The sequence below is a fragment of the Bacillus aerolatus genome, assembly GCF_009183655.1.
GTDB classification, from domain to species: Bacteria; Bacillota; Bacilli; order Bacillales; family Domibacillaceae; genus Pseudobacillus; species Pseudobacillus aerolatus.
Genome location: NZ_WEIO01000001.1, coordinates 112,829 through 132,720 on the forward strand (window position 1 = coordinate 112,829; position 19,892 = coordinate 132,720).

Consider the following 19,892-nt stretch of genomic DNA (forward strand, 5'->3'; position numbering starts at 1 on the left):
GAGGTGGCATGTATGGAGCAAAGTTCGATGGATTTGTTCGCAGATGGAGAAAAATATGTGAAAGGCCGCCATCTTGTGACGATTTTCCACAATGAGGAGAACTTTTATTCGGTGATGCGCATCCGTGTGACAGAAACAAACGATACGTATGAAGAAAAAGAAGCGGTCGTGACCGGGTATTTTCCGCAAATTCATGAACAGGAAGTGTACACTTTTTACGGGCAGTTCAAAGACCATCCGAAATTTGGCCGCCAGTTTCATGCGCGGCACGCTCAAAAGGAAATTCCTCAAACGAAACAAGGAATCGTTACTTATTTATCAAGCGAACTATTTAAAGGCATCGGCAAAAAAACAGCGGAAACAATCGTGGAAACACTCGGTGAAGGCGCGATTTCTAAAATTCTTGATCATCCATCCCTGCTCGATGATGTACCCCGTCTGCCTGCCGACAAAGCGCAAAAGTTGTACGAAACGCTGCTGGAACACCAGGGGCTTGAACAGGTGATGGTGGCGCTCAACCAATATGGTTTTGGTCCGCAGCTTTCCATGAAAATTTACCAGGCGTATCAGCAGCAGGCGATTGAAGTCATTCAGAAGAATCCGTACCAGCTCGTCGAAGACGTGGAAGGCATCGGCTTTGGCCGGGCGGACGAACTTGGTGCCCAAATTGGCATTGACGGCGAACATCCCGACCGAATTAAAGCAGGAATTTTATTTACTGTGGAACAGCAAAGCCTGCAGGATGGGCACTGTTATTTAGAAGCGGAACCGCTGTTAAAAGAAGTAAAAGCGCTTCTTGAAAAAAGTGGCAAAGGCCAAATCAATTATGAAGCGATTGCTGCGCAGTTGATTGCGCTTGAAGAAGAAGGAAAGGTCATTGGAGAAAACGACCGTGTCTTTTTACCGTCACTTTATTTTTCTGAAAAAGGACTTGTTTCCAACATTGAGCGTATGCTTGGACAGAACCAGTATGAAGATCAGTTTCCGGAGTCGGAGTTTTTGCTTGCGCTCGGCGAGCTGGAAGAGCGGACGGGCGTGCAATATGCCCCTTCGCAAAAAGAAGCGATTCAAAAAGCGCTGATGTCGCCAATGATGCTGTTAACCGGAGGACCGGGGACGGGCAAAACAACCGTCATAAAAGGAATCGTTGAGCTGTATTCTGAACTGCACGGCTGTTCGCTCGACCCGAAGTCATACGGGAAAGACGAACCGTTTCCGGTCAAGCTTGCCGCGCCAACCGGCCGGGCAGCGAAGCGGATGGCTGAATCAACGGGGCTGCCGGCGGTGACGATCCACCGGCTGCTCGGCTTCAGCGGTCAAGAAACGTTGGAAGACGATGAAAGCCGTGAAGTGGAAGGGCGCCTGTTGATTATCGATGAAATGTCGATGGTGGACACGTGGCTCGCCCATCAATTATTTAAAGCGCTGCCGGATGATATGCAAGTCGTACTTGTCGGCGATGAAGATCAATTGCCATCCGTCGGTCCTGGTCAGGTGCTGAAAGATTTACTTGCATCGGGTACGATTTCGACCGTCAAGCTGACTGATATTTATCGGCAGGAAGAAGGGTCTTCCATCATTGAAATGGCTCATGAAATGAAGAACGGACTTATGCCATCCAATTTAACGAAACAGCAAAAGGACCGTTCTTTTCTAGCTTGCCGCGTTCAGCAAATTCCGGAAGTAGTGGAACAGGTCGTTAAAAATGCGATGAAAAAAGGGTTTACCGCTAAAGACATTCAAGTGTTGGCTCCGATGTATAAAGGACCGGCGGGCATTGACCGCTTAAATGTCATTTTGCAGGAAATATTTAACGCCAACCCCGACGGGTCCCGCAAGCAGATCGACTTTGGGGACGTTCATTATCGAATCGGCGACAAGGTACTTCAGCTCGTCAACCAGCCGGAACAAAACATTTTTAACGGCGACATTGGAGAAGTTGTATCCATTTTTTTTGCTAAAGAAAATACTGAAAAACAGGATATGGTCATCGTTTCTTATGAAGGCAATGAGGTGACATATACGAGACAGGATTTAAATCAGATTACCCATGCTTTTTGCTGCTCGATTCATAAATCGCAAGGAAGCGAATTTCCCATTGTGATTTTGCCGGTCGTCAAAAGCTATTACCGCATGCTGCGGCGCAACCTGCTTTATACAGCTATTACGCGCAGTAAGCAATTCCTGATTTTATGCGGGGAAGAAGAAGCATTTCGCATCGGTATCGAGAGAAATGACGACCTTACGCGCAAAACAGCATTAAAAGAAAAACTCGTGGCTGTTCTAGAGACAGACAAACAGAGCGACACACAAGAAAATAAAGTGCAGCCACCGCTCTCATTAACTGAAGATACCATCGCCGCCATCGATCCGATGATTGGCATGGAAAACGTAACACCGTACGATTTTCTATAAAAAAACACGTATAAAAATGGGCACAGCCGGGCACCCTGTTAGCAAAAAGCGAAAGCGTGCGAGGTGACGCCCATGATCACATGCCCAAACTGCCAAAGCAAAGAAATCGGCAAAATCGGCACAACCCAATTTTACTGCTGGAACTGCTTCATTGAACTCTCCATCGACAAAAACATTATCTCCGTCCACCAAGTCGAAGAAGACGGCTCCCTAAGCTCCCTAAACGACTTGTTCGAAGAAGAAAAAAGAAGGATGGGTTAAGTAGAAAAGCGGAAGCGCCTGCCCAGCCGCGACAAGCATAAGGCGATTCGGCGAAATGGCGTTTTTCAGCCATACAGCTGAATCAACTTATGACCTCGAGCGTCTAGGCGCTGCAACTGGACACGAAAAGCGGAAGCTTGCAAAGAAGACCTCTTCTTTGCAAGCTTTTTTCATTGTAAAGGAAAATTGTTCATCAAATTTTAAAATTTGTTCACGCCATTTGTTCATCAATTCCAAGGGTTTTTCCATGCAACTCACGCCAATCTTTTCATAATGATGAATAAACAAGCCTTGTTCAGCCGCAAAATAGAATGACAACAGTTCGTTAAAAAGGTGTTGGACCTAATGGAAAATAAGTTGAAGTTAAAGTGGCTTTATTTGGCATGTGCGGTGCTATTGACGCTATTGTCGGTATATGTCGTGTACTTACTGAGTCCAGTGTTAAGCCCGCTTTTTCATGGTTTAGTGATCAGCCTGATGCCATTTTTATTAGGCGGATTTATGGCTTATTTGCTGCACCCGCTCGTAGAAAAAATAGTAGAGCGGGGCATGTCGCGGATGATGGCCATTTTACTTATTTATATATTAGTTTTTGGTCTTATCGGCTTCGGTTTATTCAAAGGCATACCATTATTTATCGGACAGTTGAAAGAACTATCCCAAAGCGCTCCTGAGCTGTCGCGGATGTATGAAGAACAAATCATTGCCCTCGAGGTGGAGACGCTGAGCTGGCCGGATGGTGTGCAGGAAAAAATCCATAATCGGATTATAAGTTTTGAACGCTGGTTGTCCGGTCTCGTGGAAGTATTTATGAATACGCTCATGAAAGCAGTGAATTTTTTGCTTCTGCTGGCGATTGTTCCCTTTATATCTTTTTACTTATTGAAGGATATGAGCCGGGTAAAAAAAGCAGCTTGGAAGTTCACGCCGAAAAAATGGCGGACAAGAGCGCTGCGTTTCGTTAGAGAATTGGACCAGTCGCTCGGCGGCTATATAAGGGGGCAGCTGCTCGTCTGCTTGTTGACAGGCGCTGCGGCAGCTTTATTGTTTACCTTTATTGGGCTTAAGTATGCCATTTTATTTGGAATCATTATTGGCATCACGAATGTCATTCCGTATTTTGGCCCGATTATTGGAGCGGTGCCGGCTGTCTTTGTGGCGCTGACGATGTCTGTGCAGATCGCGGTTTATACGGCGGTTATCGTCTTTGTTTTGCAATTTGTCGAGGGAAATGTACTGTCGCCGTGGATTGTCGGCAAAAGTGTGCATCTGCACCCGCTTTTTATTATCGGTGCTCTATTGATTGGCGGGGAAGCAGGTGGAGTCATTGGCTTGATAGCTGCTGTACCGGTCCTAATTATTTTTAAAGCCGCTTTTTCTGCAGAAAGAAAAGTGAAAGTAAGGCTGCAAAAAGTCCCGCGTTGACAAATAGGTAGTAAGTTTTTTATAATTCGATATATATCAACATATTTAAATCAAAGAAGGACCGAGTATGTTATAGCCCGCCCGAGTGCAAAGCACATCAGAGAGGAATTTCCATGGCTGGAAGAAATTCTGGGTGAAGAATAACAGAAAGCTAGTCCGGAGAGCAGTTAATCCCTGCCGTCTGCCGCGTTAAGGTGTACGAGAGATGAGCCGGCCAAGCCGGTTCATAATCAGGGTGGTACCGCGAAAAGCTTCGTCCCTGTCCGGGGAACGGGGCTTTTTTTGTTGTCTTAAAAGTAAACGTTGAATTTATTATTCGATAGGAGGAATCATGAATGAAAGCTTTGACAGGTGCACAAATCCGCCAGAAATTTTTAGAGTTCTTTCAAGAAAAAGACCACCGGGTAGAGCCGAGCGCGCCGCTTGTCCCGCATGAAGATCCGAGCTTGCTATGGATCAACAGCGGTGTAGCCACGCTGAAAAAATATTTTGACGGCCGGGTTGTTCCTGAAAACCCACGAATTGTCAATGCACAAAAGTCGATCCGGACGAACGATATTGAAAATGTAGGGAAAACAGCCCGCCACCATACTTTTTTCGAAATGCTCGGCAACTTTTCTATCGGAGAATATTTTAAAAAAGAAGCGATTCATTGGGCATGGGAGTTTTTGACAGATGAAAAATGGATGGCTTTTGAGCCGGATAAACTGTCCGTTACGATTCACCCTGAAGATGATGAAGCGTTTGCTATCTGGCATGAGGAAGTAGGTTTGCCGGAAGAGCGGATTATCCGTTTGGAAGGAAACTATTGGGACATCGGTGAAGGGCCAAGTGGGCCGAATACGGAAATTTTTTATGACCGCGGAGAGTCCTACGGAAATGATGAAAATGATCCGGAACTTTATCCAGGCGGAGAAAATGAGCGCTATTTAGAAATTTGGAATCTCGTCTTTTCCCAGTTTAACCATAATCCGGACGGCACGTACACACCACTGCCGAAGAAAAATATTGATACCGGTATGGGATTGGAAAGGGTGGCTTCCGTTTTGCAGGAAGTGCCGACGAACTTTGATACTGATTTGTTCATGCCAATCATTGAAGCAACAGAAGCCATTTCCGGTGAAAAATATCGGGAAAGCACAGAAAAAGATGTGGCGTTTAAAGTGATTGCTGACCATATCCGCACCGTTGCTTTTGCGGTTGGAGACGGAGCGCTGCCATCAAATGAAGGACGTGGATACGTACTGCGCCGCCTGCTGCGCCGGGCTGTCCGTTATGCGAAACAAATCCAGATTAACCGTCCATTTATGTTCGAACTCGTCCCGGTTGTCGGCGAGATCATGAACGATTTTTATCCGGAAGTGAAAGCAAAGCAGGAATTTATCCAGCGCGTCATTAAAAATGAAGAAGAACGCTTTCACGAAACGCTCCATGAAGGTTTGGCGATTTTATCAGCGGTTATTCAAACAGCGAAAAATAACGGCTCGGATACGATTGCCGGAGCGGATGTATTCCGTTTATACGATACGTACGGTTTCCCTGTGGAGCTGACGGAAGAATATGCCGAAGAAGAAGGCATGAAAGTGGACCACGAAGGCTTTGAAAAAGCAATGGCGAACCAGAGGGAACGCGCACGCGCTGCCCGACAGGATGTGGATTCCATGAAGGTGCAAGGCGGCGTGCTCGGTGACATTAAAGTGGAAAGCGAATTTACAGGTTACGATGAATTAACAGCTGAAGCAACAGTTGAAGTGATTATTGCTAACGGTGAAATGGTGGATAAAGCACAAGCGGGTGAAGCGGTGCAGCTTATTTTAAGCCGAACACCTTTCTATGCAGAAAGCGGCGGACAAATTGCCGATAAAGGCGTGATTGAAGCTGACGGTGTACGTGCAGCCATCCAAGATGTCCAAAAAGCGCCAAATGGGCAGAATGTGCAGCACGCAATAATTGAAAGTGGAACGTTAAGCACAGGGCAAACGGTGACCGCCCGTGTTGATGCGGCTTCCCGCAGCAAAATTATTAAAAATCATACGGCAACTCACCTTCTTCACCAAGCATTAAAAGATGTGCTCGGCACCCACGTTAACCAGGCGGGCTCGCTCGTCGGGCCGGAGCGCCTTCGCTTTGACTTTTCTCATTTTGGACAGGTTATGCCTGAAGAACTCGAGAAAATCGAAGCGATTGTCAACGAGAAAATTTGGAACAGCTTACAAGTAGATATTGCCCGCAAATCACTCGATGAAGCGAAGAAAATGGGAGCGATGGCACTGTTCGGTGAGAAATACGGCGACGTCGTCCGTGTCGTATCTATCGGCGATTACAGCTTAGAACTGTGCGGCGGCTGCCACGTGCCGAACACATCAGTCATTGGGGTGTTTAAAGTCATTTCTGAAAGCGGCATCGGAGCTGGTACGCGCCGGATTGAAGCAGTGACCGGTGAAGCAGCTTATCGCTCTTTAAACAGCCAAGTAGCGTTATTGAAAGAAGCGGCGAATAAACTAAAAACAAATCCGAAAGATATTGTAGCAAAAGTGGACAGCTTGCAGGCAGAAATGAAAGAACTACAGCGTGAAAATGAATCACTTTCTCAAAAGTTGTCTAATATAGAAGCAGGAAGTCTGCTCGATCATGTGCAGGAAGCGAATGGCGTCAAATTCCTTGCTGCCCGCGTTCAAGCTGCAGATATGAACAATTTGCGTACGATGGCGGATGAATTAAAACAAAAGCTTGATTCCGGCATTATTGTTCTTGCTGCCCCAACAGAAGATAAAGTGAATATTATTGCTGCTGTCACAAAAGATTTAATTGAAAAAGGCTACCACGCCGGCAAGCTCGTTAAAGAGGTTGCTTCACGCTGCGGCGGAGGCGGAGGCGGACGTCCGGATATGGCGCAAGCAGGAGGAAAAGATCCAGCTAAAACAGAGGAAGCTCTCAAAATTGTGGAAGAGTGGGTCAAATCCATTTGATTCCATGAAAATTTAATGTACAATGGGAATAACTTGTACAAAAGAGAGTTTTCACTTTCAAGCTTAAAGCGAGGTGCTACCAATGAGCTCTTTTGATCAAACGATGAAATTTAATTTTCCGGAAGAACCGTTTGAACAGAACGTAGAAGAGGTACTTTTTAAAGTGTATGGGGCTCTTCAGGAAAAAGGATATAATCCGATTAACCAAATCGTCGGTTATTTGCTGTCCGGTGATCCTGCTTATATCCCACGGCATAACGATGCGCGTAATTTAATCCGCAAGCTTGAACGCGATGAAATCATCGAAGAGCTTGTGAAAACGTATTTGAAACAGCAGCGAGAGGAATAAATGTTTATGAGAGTAATGGGGCTGGACGTCGGTTCAAAAACAATCGGCGTAGCGATCAGCGATGAGTTAGGCTGGACAGCGCAGGGCATTGAAACGGTTCGAATCAATGAAGAAAAACACGATTTCGGGCTTGTCCGCATTGAAGAATTGAGCAAAGAATACGGAATTGAAAAGTTCGTTGTCGGACTGCCGAAAAACATGAATAACACAATTGGTCCGCGTGGAGAGGCTTCTAAAGTTTTTGCTAAAAAGTTGGAAAAACGCTTTTCGCTGCCGGTTGTACTTTGGGATGAGCGGCTCACAACGATGGCAGCGGAAAGAGTGCTGCTTGAAGCGGACGTCAGCCGGAAAAAGCGCAAAAAAGTAATTGATAAAATGGCTGCCATTATGATCCTGCAAGGATTTCTGGACAGCCAAAAACAATGAGGTGAACGAAATGGAACATGGTGAAAAACAAATTACAATTATTGATGAAGACGGAAATGAACAGTTATGCGAGGTGCTTTTTACATTTGATTCTGATGAATTTGAAAAGTCATACGTGCTTTACTTTCCGGTTGGAGCAGAAGAAGATGACAATGAAGAAATCGAAATTCATGCTTCTGCATTTGTTCCCGGTGAAGACGGGGAAGATGGCGAACTAAAGCCGATCGAATCCGATGAAGAATGGGAATTGATCGAAGAAATGCTGAATACGTTCCTTGACGAAGAGGAAGAAGAATAATCAAGTTAGGCTTAAAAGGACCGGGGCTGCCCGGTCCTTTTTTATTGTTTAGGGAATGATAAAATAATCGCATAGTGTATACCGTTGCTAATGGAGCGGGTCTACGTCCAGCTTCAGCGCCTAGCCCCTCGAGGTCAAATAACCTTTCCTCAATGAAGTCAAAAGGCGGACTTCTTTGAGGAAAGAACATTTGCTTGTCGGGGCTGATCAAGGCGCTTGCGCTTTTGTTCATTCTGTCTTTTTTAATGAGTTGTAGTATAATGTAAAAGCAAAGAAAGACTCGGTATTTGTTGAAAGGAGTAAGTTTATGTCGAAACAATCATATATTCAGCCGCCAGGCAAAAAGCGGCGATTAAAAAAAGCTATTTTTTTCGCTGTTGTTTCGTTTTTGCTAATCATTGGAGGATTGGCAGCAGGTGGCTATTTCTTCATTAAATCCGCGCTTGAACCTGTAGACAAAAAAGACCGCACGCCTGTGCAGGTCAACATACCGATCGGTTCTAGCTTGTCGGTCATTGCGGAAACGCTTGAGAAAAAAGGAATTGTCAAAAATGCGGAGGTCTTCAAGTACTATGTGAAGTATAAGAATGAAGACAACTTGCAGGCAGGAGAATATTCATTTACCCCAAGTATGACAATGGATGAATTGATCAGCAGTTTGAAAACCGGAAAAGTGATCGGCCAAGGAGAAGTGAGACTAGCCATTCCAGAAGGCTACCAGTTGACACAAATTGCCGCTCTCATCGGCAAAGAAACAGGACGGCCGGCAAATGATGTACTAAAAGTGATGAACGATCACACCTTTATTAAGGAAATGATGCAGAAATATCCTGAGCTTTTAACAGAAGAAGTGTTTGCTAAAAATATTAAATATCCGCTTGAGGGCTATTTATATCCGGCTACTTATCATTATGGAGATAAGAAGAAGCCGGTGAAAGAAATCGTGGAAGATATGCTCGAAAAAACAGACAGCGTGCTTGTTCAATACCGGACGTCCATGGCGGCAAAAAAAATGACGTCTCATAAGCTGCTAACGCTGTCTTCATTAATTGAAGAAGAAGCGACAGAAAAAGCGGACCGCCGTAAAATTTCCAGCGTGTTTTATAACCGTCTGGCCGCTGATATGCCGCTGCAGACAGACCCGACTGTGCTTTATGCACTAGGCAAGCATAAAAGCCGTGTGCTCTATGAAGATTTAAAAGTAGAGTCGCCGTACAACACGTATAAAGTGAAAGGATTAACGCCAGGTCCGATCGGCAACAGTGGCGTGTCATCCATGGAAGCGGCATTAAATCCGGAAGAAACGGATTTTCTCTTTTTTCTCGCTTCACCAGCAGGAGATGTTTACTATGCGAAGACGCTGAAGGAACATAATGAACTGAAGAAAAAATACATTACAAGTTATTACGAAAAACAAAAGTAATGAAAGGAGAGAGAAATATCGCTTTTCTCTCTCCGTTATGGTAGAATAATTCAAGTGTTTTTTGGAAAAGAAACGTAAATAAAAACAATGAAGCAGAAAGCTGACGGGCTTTCTTCTTTTTCTGTGAATAAAAAGTATAAATTTTTTGTAATTAGTTTTGATGTCTAGCTCCAGCGCCTCCCCCTTCGAGGTCACAAGCCAAGCCTCCCAGAAAGGCAAAAACACCTTTCCGTGAGGCTCGCCTTGTGCTTGTCGGGGGTGGGCAAGGCGCTTACGCTTTTCTAATCAAGCCTTTTTGAAGAGGGGAATTTCATGGACAACATTATCCATCGTTATATAGAATCGTTAATTAAAGATAGACCCGCGCTGCTCGCTGAAATGGAAGCGTTCGCCCAGGAAAATGGTGTGCCGATTATGGAGTCCGCCGGCATAGAAGCGATGCTGCAAATCATGAGGATCCAACAGCCGAAGCGCATTCTGGAAATCGGGACAGCGATCGGCTATTCAGCTTTGCGTATGGCAGAGGCGCTTCCGGATACAGAAATTACTACTATCGAGCGGGATGAAGAGCGCTATCAGCAGGCACTGGACTATATCGGCCGTTCAGGCAGCGGAAGCCGTGTAACTGTTTTATTTGGTGATGCGCTTGAAGTAGTCGCAGAAGCAGAAGAACAGGGTCCGTATGATGCAATTTTTATTGATGCAGCAAAAGGCCAGTACACGAAGTTTTTCGAAAGCTATTCGGGCTTTTTAACACAAAACGGAACGGTCTACACAGACAACGTGTTATTTAAAGGATACGTAGCTGGTGTACCGGTGGAATCAAAGCGTATCGTCAATTTAGTGAAAAAAATTCAATCTTATAATGAATGGCTGATGAATCACGCGGGCTATGATACGGCGATTATTCCGGTTGGGGACGGTTTGGCCATCAGTCGTAAAAGAGGTGGAAAGTAATATGAAAAAACTGGAATTGCTCGTCGCTCCTCATAGTGTGGATACGATTTTGCCGCTGGCTGAGGCAGGCGCTGACGCATTTGTCGTCGGCGAACAGTGGTATGGGCTGCGTCTTGCAGGAGAATTTTTACAGCAGCGCAACTTTTTCCGTCCGGAAATCGCCAAATTCAAACAAACAGTTGAAACAAACTGGGATGAAAAAGGAAACGAATTGGATGCGGCCCGCTACCCGCTGCAAATTGTCCGTTTTAAAGCAGCGAAGCCAGTGTATCCAAACAACATGATGCGAAAGGGGCTTGAATAAATTTCATGGATCAGAAGCCAGTTGTAATCGGTGTTGCCGGCGGATCAGGCTCCGGCAAAACAAGTGTCACTAAGTCAATCGACGATTATTTTAAAGGGCATTCCGTTATGATTATTGAACAAGATTATTACTATAAAGATCAAAGTAATTTGCCGTTTGAAGAGCGGCTGAAAACGAATTATGACCATCCGCTTGCCTTTGATAATGATCTGTTAATCAATCATATCGAAAAGCTGTTGAAATACGAGGCAGTCGAAAAACCGGTGTATGATTATGCCCGCCATACCCGTTCGGCAGAAACGATCCGCATGGAACCGAAAGATGTCATCATCCTTGAAGGCATCCTCGTGCTTGAAGATGAACGGCTCCGCGATTTAATGGATATTAAACTATTTGTTGATACGGACGCGGACTTGCGTATTATCCGGCGGATGATACGTGACATGAAAGAGCGCGGCCGCACGTTTGAATCGGTCGTGGATCAATACTTACATGTTGTCCGCCCGATGCATAATCAATTTATTGAACCGACGAAGCGCTATGCCGATATTATTATTCCGGAAGGCGGCCAAAATCGTGTCGCCATTGACCTGATGGTAACGAAAATTCAAACGGTTCTTGAACAAAAAGCTATTTTATAGTATCTTTTTATGAAACAGACATAATCTTTTAAAAATAAAGGCTGTCTCAACCATTGGAAGAATGCCTCTGGCGCGTCCATATATAGGGGAAAATGTTTTCGCTATATATGAACGCGGCAGAAGCTGCTCTAAGGGAGGCAGCCTGCTCATGTTTATTTGTTTTCCTTCACCAAGGAAGGCGTCGAGATGAAAAGGAGTGGAAGGGACTTGTCAACAGAAAAAGTATATCCTATGACACAAGAGGGAAAAGAAAAGTTAGAACAGGAATTGGAATATTTAAAAGCGGTAAAACGTAAAGAAGTAGTGGAAAGGATTAAAATTGCCCGCAGTTTCGGTGATTTATCGGAGAACTCCGAATACGATTCAGCAAAAGAAGAACAAGCCTTTGTAGAAGGGCGCATCGGCACGATTGAGGCAATGATCCGCAACGCTAAAATTATTGAAGAAGACAATAGCAATGTCGTTTCTTTAGGGAAAACAGTTGCTTTTATTGAGCTGCCAGATGGGGAAGAAGAAACGTATACGATTGTCGGCAGTGCGGAAGCAGATCCGTTTGAAGGAAAGATTTCAAACGATTCTCCTATCGCGAAAAGTCTGCTTGGCAAAGAAGTAAACGATGAAGTGACTGTCCAGACACCTGGCGGGGAAATGCAAGTAAAAATTGTTTCAATTAAGTAATGAAGCTTAAAAAAGCGCTAAAGGTGTAGGCCTTTAGCGCTTTTTTCGATGAAAATGACTTCATGTTCAAGTAGAGTCATGATAAAATGTGAATGATGCTGTAGAGAGAGGGGTAGTAATATGGCACAGCCAACACGTGCACAAAAAAAGTCAAAACGAAGAAAAACCAATCGGATTTTAAATACCGCGATTGCGGTTGTCGTCCTTTTAATCATTATTGTCGCCTTTACCATTTTTTCCGGCGGTGAAAAAGAAGAAGTAGCACAGCCGCCAGAAAAGAAAACGGAAACGCAGCAAACTGCTGTCAATGAAAAAGAAGAACAGCCGGCCACAGAAGAAGAGGCGGCTGAAGAATCTGAACAAGAAGATAAAGAAGACGAACAGGCAGAAGAGGACAAACAAGAAGAAGTGATCGAGAAAGAAAGCGCTGAGCCGAACGTGGAGAAAGAAATTGTTGATCCGAATTGGACAGGCGTCGGAACTTCACAAACTGGTCAGCACACCTCCTCTTTTAACACCAATTCGGTGGATTGGCAAGAGAAAGAAGACGCGCTGTCTTATGCAACCGGTATTCCGAAAGAAGAAATGACCGTCTGGTATATTAGCGGAGACGGGCCAAAAGGAGCCATCGGGACAGTATCTCCTAAGAGCGACAAAAATGATGCATACCGTGTATACATAAGCTGGGTGGATGGCGAAGGCTGGAAACCAACAAAAGTGTACAAATTGGAGCATAATGATAAAGCGCGGTAAACCGCAGAAAAAAGGAACTCGCTTCACAGCGGGTTCCTTTACTTTTTCGCTTTAAAATGGACAACAGCTGAAAAGTATCTGCGCCCATCTGCATCCACTTGCATTTCGTGAGAAACGGAATAGACGCCAAGTAGAATTGCCCGGTTTAGTTCAATTTTTTCAGCTATCTTTTTTTCTAGCGAAACGAGGTCAGCCGCTTCGAAAAATTCTATTTTGTCTTCAATTAAATCGAGTTGAAACTGCATTGTTTTTTTCTCCTCCCGAGATGAAGTCATTCCCTTTCTATGTATACAGGATAATAGGGAGAACTGGCAAGCTATTCTGCTGAAAAAATGCTAGAATGAAACAGTTGAACGTGAAGAAAACGGAGGAATGAACGATGAAAATTGCGATTATCGGAGCAATGGAAGAAGAAGTAGTGATTTTGCGTGAGCAAATGGAAAACTGCCGGGTGGAAACGATCGCTAACAGTGAATTTACAGCGGGAACGCTGAACGGGGCAGAAGTTGTTTTGCTGCGCTCGGGCATTGGGAAAGTAAATGCGGCGATGACAACATCCATTTTACTTCATCAATTTCAACCGGACGCGGTCATTAACACAGGTTCTGCCGGTGGACTGAACCCGCAGCTGAATGTTGGTGATGTAGTCATTTCCACGGAAGTGCGCCATCATGATGTGGATGTAACGGTGTTTGGTTACGAGTACGGACAAGTACCGCAACTGCCAGCCGCCTATGAAGCCGATGCCAAGCTCATTGAGGTTGCTGAGAGTCGTGCCACGGAAGCAGAAGGGATACAAGTCATGAAAGGGCTTATCGCGACAGGTGACTCGTTTATGAGCGATCCGGAGCGTGTGCTTGCAATAGGAAAGAAATTTACTGGTTTACAGGCGGTTGAAATGGAAGCGGCTGCTATTGCGCAAGTCGCTTATCAGTTCGGCGTCCCCTTCGTCGTGATCCGTTCCATTTCAGATATTGCCGGCAAGGAATCAGGTATTTCATTTGAACAGTTTTTGCCGAAAGCCGCCCGCCATTCCGCTAATCTTGTGATGAGCATCGTCGAGCAGCTGTCCCGTAAGTAGAGTGTGAACAATTTGTGAAAAATGTGCTACAATCTGTTCGTTTTGTGGTACATTATTAGTAAATAGCTTTTGTGAGTGTGTAAGGAGTGAAAAAAGATGGTCATGATGATTATGGGATTGCTGCTTGCTACGGTTACTGGCGTTTTGATTGCTGTAACAATTGACTAATAAGTTAAAAACCGGCTGCCTTTGGCGAAGCCGGTTTTTTGATCCTTAATTGCCCTGGCCTTTCTCTTCCCGATAAAACTCGTGGAACATTTTCATTAAGGCGCGTTTTTCGATGCGCGAAACGTAGCTGCGAGAGATGCCTAGTTCTTTGGCAATTTCCCGCTGTGTTTTTTCTTCATCCTGCTGCAGGCCAAAGCGGGCGATGATCACTTCCTGCTCCCGTTCATCAAGCACACGGAGAAACTTTAATACTTTCTTCAGCTCGATTGTTAATAAAATATGTTCGAGTACATCTTCATCTTCTGACTTTAAAATATCCAAAAGATTAATTTCATTTCCTTCTTTATCGTGGCCGATCGGATCTTGGAGTGACACATCTTTCTTCGTTTTCTTTAATGCGCGCAAATGCATGAGGATTTCGTTTTCGATACAACGGGCCGCATACGTGGCAAGTTTTGTGCCTTTTCCTCCTGAATAGCTTTCGATTGCTTTGATTAAACCGATCGTGCCGATGGAAATTAAATCTTCCGAGTCTTCCCCTGTGTTCTCAAATTTTTTAACGATATGCGCGACGAGCCGTAAATTATGTTCAATCAGTTTGTTGCGCGCATCCATGTCGCCGTCTGCCATTTTTTTTAAGTATAATTTTTCTTCAGCGGCAGACAACGGCTGGGGAAAGGCATTGTTTTTGACATACGATACGAAAAAAAGCAACTCTTTTACCGCGTACGACAAAGCAGCAAGGATGCCGAGCATAGGAGATCCTCCTTTAACTAAATCCGCCATTGTCCTAAGTGTATGAAAGAAAAGGGGCTTATTTGCCTGTCCGCTGTATATTTCGTTTTTTGAAGAATAGGGAAAACAAACCCCTGTTTTGTTTTTTTTGTGTGTTCACACATCACATGATGAGGACTTGAATACAGTAAAGGGGAGAGAAGATGTGAGGGGGAATCCTTTTGCGGTATCAAAATTTTAATAATGAAGAACAGGTTTACCTACGAAATGACTTTAACTATGAGTATCCTGATTATGTAGATGGAAGAATTCAATCTTATTCTCACCCACATGTAGGACCAAGTCCGCTATACTATCCATATTACTACTATCCAAGCTGCTATTATCCAACCCGTTCTTATCCGTCCTACTATCATTACTATCCTTCTCAACATGAGTATAATTACCATCCAGGATATAGGTCTTACGGAGATTCTGACTGGAGAGCTAGTTGGAAAGGTTGGGAAGATCTCGGAGCTCCTCGTGGGGGATTCGAGGATTCCCCAGCAGTAGCTTCCTGGGGGTCTAACCGACTAGACTGTTTTGTACGCGGAAACGATAATCGAATGTGGCATAAGTGGTGGGACGGCTCAAGGTGGAGCAGTTGGGAAAACCTTGGAGCTCCTCGTGGAGGATTCGAGGATTCCCCAGCAGCTGTTTCCTGGGGGCCAAATCGAATTGATTGTTTTGTGCGTGGAGCGAACGATCGTATGTGGCATAAATGGTGGAACGGTTCAAGGTGGAGCGACTGGGAAGACCTTGGAGCTCCTCGTGGGGGATTCGAGGATTCCCCAGCAGTAGCTTCCTGGGGGTCTAACCGACTAGACTGTTTTGTACGCGGAAACGATAATCGAATGTGGCATAAGTGGTGGGATGGCTCAAGATGGAGCGATTGGGAAAACCTTGGAGCTCCTCGTGGAGGTCTTGAGGATTCCCCAGCAGCTGTTTCCTGGGGGCCAAATCGAATTGATTGTTTTGTGCGTGGAGCGAACGATCGTATGTGGCATAAGTGGTGGGACGGCTCAAGATGGAGCGGCTGGGAAAACCTTGGGGCTCCACGTGGAGGATTTGAGGATTCCCCAGCAGTAGCTTCCTGGGGGTCTAATCGACTCGACTGTTTTGTAAGTGGGGACGACGACCGTATGTGGCATAAGCGGTGGAATGGCTCAAGATGGAGCGGCTGGGAAAACCTTGGGGCTCCACGTGGGGGTCTCGAGGATTCCCCAGCAGCTGTTTCTTGGGGACCGAATCGAATTGATTGTTTTGTCCGCGGAGCCAATGATCGTATGTGGCATAAGTGGTGGTCCTAGTACTTTTTAATGTTTTTTATTTCAATGGAAAAAACCCCGGGGGAACCACGGGGTTTTACTTTACATTTTTTTTAATTTGAACGGGCTGATCATTAATAAAGACAAGCACACAATAATAACCATAAATGAAGGCATTGGTAAATAAGGGATCGTTAAATAGCTGAGCGTAAGCAGGCAGCCTGCCGCTGTAATCGGGAGTCCGTGAAAATAACCGTTATTCTCAGAAATGTTGAAACGGGCCAATCGGAAAGCGCCGCAACCGATGTAAAAGACGGTGAAAAATGCGCCCGGGAAGCCAAACTCCGATAAAATGCCGCTGTAAAGCAGAAGCGCAGGAGCCACTCCGAATGAAATGACGTCGCACATAGAATCCAACTGCTTGCCAAGTTCGGACACAATATTCATTTTGCGGGCGACCATGCCGTCGAAGCGATCAGCCAAAGCAGCGACAAAAATCAGCAATAGTCCCAGGTGATACTGCCCCTGCATCGTCATCAGTATAGAAAACCCGCCTAAAGCTAAGTTGCCCAATGTCAGCACGTTTGCTGTTTGCGCTTTTACTTTCTTAACGGTCGAATCTATCACTTGAGAAATAAACAAATTTACACTCTCCTTGAATTTAGCAAGAAATCTGCTGATAGTTTATTATATAATAATATTTTAATGATTATCTATTATACCATAAAGTGGATTGGATTTTTGAAAAAACTTGGAGGGTGAACTGTGCAGCGGCATTTATATCGTTTTTTTATCGAGTTAACAAATAAAAAGTGGTCTTCACGGCTGCTTGAACAATATACAAGCTCTTCTTTAAGTAAGCCGATGATTCGGCCTTTTATAAAAGCTTATCGGGTGAATGAAAAAGAAATGGCTCACCCAGTGGAAGACTATAAGACACTTCACGATTTTTTCATGCGCACGCTTATGCCTGAAGCAAGAACAATAGACTATGGCCGTAACCATGTTGTTAGTCCAGTTGATGCCAAACTGGCAGAAGCGGGAACGATCCTCCGCGGCTGTAAGATCGTTGTGAAAGGAAAGGTCTATTCCGTTACTGAAATGCTCGGCAGCCATAAAAAAGCGGTCGGCTATGAAGGAGGCACGTTCCTTGTGTTTTATTTGAGCCCAAGCCACTACCATCGGATCCATAGTCCTATTGATGGCCTTATAGCTGGTAAATGGACGCTCGGCAGCCACTCATATCCGGTCAATACACATGGCCTGAAGTACGGCAAGGCCCCGCTCGCCAAAAACTACCGCGACATCACTGAGCTTCAAATAGAGAGCGGAAAAATGGCCGTAGTGAAAGTAGGGGCTATGTTCGTAAACTCTATTCAGCGCTCGCACGACCGTCCGTATTGGAAGCAGGGAGAGGAAGTCGCTTACTTTAATTTCGGTTCCACAGTTGTTCTTTTGTTTGAACCAGGCGCTTTCGTCTTAAACGAACAACTAACCGTGCCTTGTGAAGTAAAAGTCGGCGAAAAAATCGGCTCTTTAAAATAAAAAAGCACTGCTTTAAGCAGGTGCTTTTTATTAATATGCTTTTACTTGTTGATAAAGAGCTCTTTTCTTTAATTCATCCTCTATTAATAAGATAAAGTCACGATTGAGGTCTAGTTTGCGGGCCTTTGTGTAAGCTTCTAAAAGCAAATCGTCTGAAATTTGATTCATTACTAGTTCACCTCCAGAAAAATAAATAGTCTATAATAGGTGAATCCGCATATGATGGTAAGTTGAAGTATATTTCTACCTAACCTTACCAAATACAAACAAAAAGAACAAGTGTTCCTTTATCCACAGGGTGGAGTGGATAAATTGTGGGTAGACTGTGGTTAAGTGAGATAAAACAGTCAAAAACTTAAGGGATAATGTGTATAAGTTTATCCACAATAAAAAATTAAAAAAAATGTCGGAAAATATTTTTTCTTTTTTAAAGAAAGAGAAGCTTGGTATTATATGTTTTACTTTGTCACAATAGCTAAAATCCGCTATGATAAAAGCAATGAGAGCGGAGAGAACGAGGTGTAGGGATTGTTAAGGAAATTTTTGCCGAGCAGGCATGTAAAAAGCATATATGATATTAAGCCGTCAGAACTGACGGCCAAAGGTGTGAAAGCGATCATTACCGACCTGGATAATACGCTTGTTGCCTGGGATCGTCCGGACGCTACTCCGGAATTACTGGAATGGTTTAAGGGAATGAAAGAAGCAGGCATTAAAGTGCTAATTGTTTCCAATAATAATCAAAAGCGTGTCAGTGCGTTTTCCCATCCGATTGATATTCCATATATATTTGAAGCCCGCAAACCGATGGGGAGAGCTTTTCGTCAAGCCATTAAGTTATTAAATGTAAAGAAGGAAGAAACAGTCGTTATTGGCGATCAGTTGCTGACCGATATATTTGGCGGCAATCGCAGCGGTTTTTACACGATTTTAGTGCTCCCGGTCGCGCAGACAGACGGCTTTTGGACAAAATTCAACCGCCGGATTGAGCGGCGGATTATGAATTTCTTTAAACGAAAAGGTTTAATTCAATGGGAGGAAAATAAGTGAATAACAACAAAATTATTTGTACAGGGTGCGGCATTGATGTGCAGACAGAAGATCAAAAAGGATTGGGCTATGCCCCGGCGTCTGCTCTTGAAAAGGAGGTTATTGTCTGCCAGCGCTGCTTTCGCCTGAAAAACTACAACGAAGTACAAGACGTTTCTTTAACAGACGATGACTTCTTGAAAATTTTAAATACACTGGGCCAGACAGACAGCTTAATTGTAAAGATCGTTGATATTTTTGACTTCAATGGCAGCTGGCTTCCTGGTTTGCACCGCTTTGCCGGGAGAAATCCAGTTCTTTTAATCGGCAATAAAGTAGATCTTCTCCCTAAGTCAGTTAAAAAGAACAAATTAATTCATTGGATGAAGCACGAAGCGAAAGAACTTGGCTTAAAACCGGTTGATGTGCTTCTTGTCAGTGCGGCAAAAGGATCTTCAATGGGAGAAGCTATGCAAGCGATCGATTATTACCGGGATGGGAAGGACGTCTACGTGGTCGGTTGTACGAACGTGGGCAAATCGACGTTTATTAATAGGATCATTAAAGAAGGGACGGGTGAAAAAGATGTCATCACGACATCTCATTTCCCTGGCACGACACTTGACATGATAGAGATCCCGCTCGATGACGGACATTACCTTGTCGACACACCAGGCATCATTAACCATCATCAAATGGCTCACTTTGTTGATAAAAGAGATTTAAAATACATTACGCCTAAAAAAGAAATCAAGCCGAAAGTGTTTCAGCTGAATGAGCAGCAAACGTTGTTCTTTGGAGGTTTAGCCCGTTTTGATTATATTTCAGGCGGCCGCCGGTCTTTCTCGTGTCACGTATCGAATGAATTAACGATTCACCGGACGAAGCTCGAAAAAGCTGATGAATTGTATGAGACGCACGCGGGTGACTTGCTTACTCCGCCGAGAAGAGAAGACATGGAGGAGTTTCCAAAGTTTGTCCGCCATGAATTTATGATTAAAGAAGGCAAAATGGATGTTGTCTTTTCTGGACTTGGGTGGGTCACAGTAAATGAACCGGGCGCAAAAGTGGCTGCTTACGTGCCAAAAGGTGTCAGCGTCTTTTTACGGCAATCTTTAATTTAAAAGA

The 19,892-nt window shown here is 44.5% G+C and carries 21 protein-coding genes and 1 pseudogene; 18 read left to right on the forward strand and 4 right to left on the reverse strand.

Annotated elements, in window-relative coordinates; genetic code table 11:
- The first annotated feature begins 12 nt into the window (after nt 1–12).
- The 13 genes and pseudogenes from recD2 (at nt 13) to F9802_RS00635 (ending at nt 12,899) form a co-directional block, all read left to right on the forward strand.
- On the forward strand, nt 13–2,415 hold the full coding sequence (gene recD2 / locus F9802_RS00570; RefSeq protein ID WP_152149210.1) for an SF1B family DNA helicase RecD2: 2,403 nt from the start codon (nt 13–15) through the stop codon (nt 2,413–2,415).
- Between the two features lie 72 nt (nt 2,416–2,487).
- Nucleotides 2,488–2,676: a hypothetical protein gene (locus F9802_RS00575; RefSeq protein WP_152149212.1), complete on the forward strand. Its 189-nt coding sequence runs from the start codon at nt 2,488–2,490 to the stop codon at nt 2,674–2,676.
- A gap of 345 nt (nt 2,677–3,021) precedes the next feature.
- On the forward strand, nt 3,022–4,101 hold the full coding sequence (locus F9802_RS00580) for an AI-2E family transporter (protein ID WP_152149213.1): 1,080 nt from the start codon (nt 3,022–3,024) through the stop codon (nt 4,099–4,101).
- Between the two features lie 335 nt (nt 4,102–4,436).
- Nucleotides 4,437–7,070: an alanine--tRNA ligase gene (gene alaS / locus F9802_RS00585; protein ID WP_152149214.1), complete on the forward strand. Its 2,634-nt coding sequence runs from the start codon at nt 4,437–4,439 to the stop codon at nt 7,068–7,070.
- Between the two features lie 82 nt (nt 7,071–7,152).
- Nucleotides 7,153–7,419, forward strand: a complete 267-nt coding sequence (locus F9802_RS00590; protein ID WP_152149215.1) for an IreB family regulatory phosphoprotein — start codon at nt 7,153–7,155, stop codon at nt 7,417–7,419.
- A gap of 6 nt (nt 7,420–7,425) precedes the next feature.
- On the forward strand, nt 7,426–7,845 hold the full coding sequence (gene ruvX, locus F9802_RS00595) for a Holliday junction resolvase RuvX (protein WP_152149734.1): 420 nt from the start codon (nt 7,426–7,428) through the stop codon (nt 7,843–7,845).
- Between the two features lie 10 nt (nt 7,846–7,855).
- Complete coding sequence (locus tag F9802_RS00600; RefSeq protein ID WP_152149216.1) at nt 7,856–8,143, forward strand: DUF1292 domain-containing protein; 288 nt, start codon at nt 7,856–7,858, stop codon at nt 8,141–8,143.
- 307 nt (nt 8,144–8,450) lie between these two features.
- Nucleotides 8,451–9,566 (forward strand): endolytic transglycosylase MltG, encoded by a 1,116-nt coding sequence (gene mltG, locus F9802_RS00610; protein WP_152149217.1) that lies wholly within the window; start codon nt 8,451–8,453, stop codon nt 9,564–9,566.
- A 312-nt stretch (nt 9,567–9,878) separates the two neighbouring features.
- The gene (locus F9802_RS00615; RefSeq protein ID WP_152149218.1) at nt 9,879–10,523 is read left to right on the forward strand and encodes an O-methyltransferase; all 645 of its coding nucleotides are present in this window, start codon (nt 9,879–9,881) and stop codon (nt 10,521–10,523) included.
- Nucleotides 10,524–10,650: 127 nt separating this feature from the next.
- Nucleotides 10,651–10,827: pseudogene (locus F9802_RS19840) on the forward strand (U32 family peptidase C-terminal domain-containing protein); the annotation flags it as partial.
- A 5-nt stretch (nt 10,828–10,832) separates the two neighbouring features.
- Nucleotides 10,833–11,468, forward strand: a complete 636-nt coding sequence (gene udk, locus F9802_RS00625) for a uridine kinase (RefSeq protein ID WP_152149220.1) — start codon at nt 10,833–10,835, stop codon at nt 11,466–11,468.
- Between the two features lie 207 nt (nt 11,469–11,675).
- A complete protein-coding gene (gene greA / locus F9802_RS00630; protein ID WP_152149221.1) occupies nt 11,676–12,146 on the forward strand; it encodes a transcription elongation factor GreA in 471 nt (156 codons plus the stop codon).
- Nucleotides 12,147–12,266: 120 nt separating this feature from the next.
- Nucleotides 12,267–12,899, forward strand: coding sequence for a DUF1510 family protein (locus tag F9802_RS00635; protein WP_152149222.1), 633 nt, complete (start codon nt 12,267–12,269; stop codon nt 12,897–12,899).
- A gap of 38 nt (nt 12,900–12,937) precedes the next feature.
- Here F9802_RS00635 and F9802_RS00640 read toward each other — a convergent pair whose 3' ends face one another.
- A complete protein-coding gene (locus F9802_RS00640; protein ID WP_152149223.1) occupies nt 12,938–13,144 on the reverse strand; it encodes a DUF2536 family protein in 207 nt (68 codons plus the stop codon).
- Between the two features lie 134 nt (nt 13,145–13,278).
- On the opposite strand from F9802_RS00640, the gene mtnN reads away from it, so the two are divergent.
- Entirely contained in the window at nt 13,279–13,980 is a 702-nt protein-coding gene (gene mtnN / locus F9802_RS00645) for a 5'-methylthioadenosine/S-adenosylhomocysteine nucleosidase (protein WP_152149224.1), read from the forward strand.
- A 213-nt stretch (nt 13,981–14,193) separates the two neighbouring features.
- Here mtnN and sigK read toward each other — a convergent pair whose 3' ends face one another.
- On the reverse strand, nt 14,194–14,904 hold the full coding sequence (gene sigK, locus F9802_RS00650; protein ID WP_152149225.1) for an RNA polymerase sporulation sigma factor SigK: 711 nt from the start codon (nt 14,902–14,904) through the stop codon (nt 14,194–14,196).
- A gap of 200 nt (nt 14,905–15,104) precedes the next feature.
- Here sigK and F9802_RS00655 point away from each other — a divergent pair, with 200 nt between their 5' ends.
- Nucleotides 15,105–16,232 carry a carbohydrate-binding protein gene (locus F9802_RS00655; protein WP_191991719.1) on the forward strand — a complete coding sequence of 376 codons (1,128 nt, stop codon included), beginning with the start codon at nt 15,105–15,107 and terminating at the stop codon, nt 16,230–16,232.
- Between the two features lie 60 nt (nt 16,233–16,292).
- On the opposite strand, the gene pssA is transcribed toward F9802_RS00655, so the two are convergent.
- Nucleotides 16,293–16,832, reverse strand: a complete 540-nt coding sequence (pssA, locus tag F9802_RS00660; protein ID WP_152149226.1) for a CDP-diacylglycerol--serine O-phosphatidyltransferase — start codon at nt 16,830–16,832, stop codon at nt 16,293–16,295.
- 123 nt (nt 16,833–16,955) lie between these two features.
- Here pssA and F9802_RS00665 point away from each other — a divergent pair, with 123 nt between their 5' ends.
- The gene (locus tag F9802_RS00665) at nt 16,956–17,735 is read left to right on the forward strand and encodes a phosphatidylserine decarboxylase (protein WP_152149227.1); all 780 of its coding nucleotides are present in this window, start codon (nt 16,956–16,958) and stop codon (nt 17,733–17,735) included.
- Nucleotides 17,736–17,765: 30 nt separating this feature from the next.
- On the opposite strand, the gene sda is transcribed toward F9802_RS00665, so the two are convergent.
- A complete protein-coding gene (gene sda / locus F9802_RS00670) occupies nt 17,766–17,903 on the reverse strand; it encodes a sporulation histidine kinase inhibitor Sda (protein ID WP_152149228.1) in 138 nt (45 codons plus the stop codon).
- A gap of 360 nt (nt 17,904–18,263) precedes the next feature.
- Between sda and F9802_RS00675 the strand changes: the two genes are divergently transcribed.
- Both F9802_RS00675 and yqeH read left to right on the forward strand, forming a co-directional pair.
- On the forward strand, nt 18,264–18,785 hold the full coding sequence (locus F9802_RS00675) for a YqeG family HAD IIIA-type phosphatase (RefSeq protein WP_152149229.1): 522 nt from the start codon (nt 18,264–18,266) through the stop codon (nt 18,783–18,785).
- Nucleotides 18,782–19,888 (forward strand): ribosome biogenesis GTPase YqeH, encoded by a 1,107-nt coding sequence (yqeH, locus tag F9802_RS00680; RefSeq protein ID WP_152149230.1) that lies wholly within the window; start codon nt 18,782–18,784, stop codon nt 19,886–19,888. Before F9802_RS00675 ends, yqeH begins: the two co-directional genes overlap by 4 nt.
- The last annotated feature ends 4 nt before the right edge of the window (nt 19,889–19,892 follow it).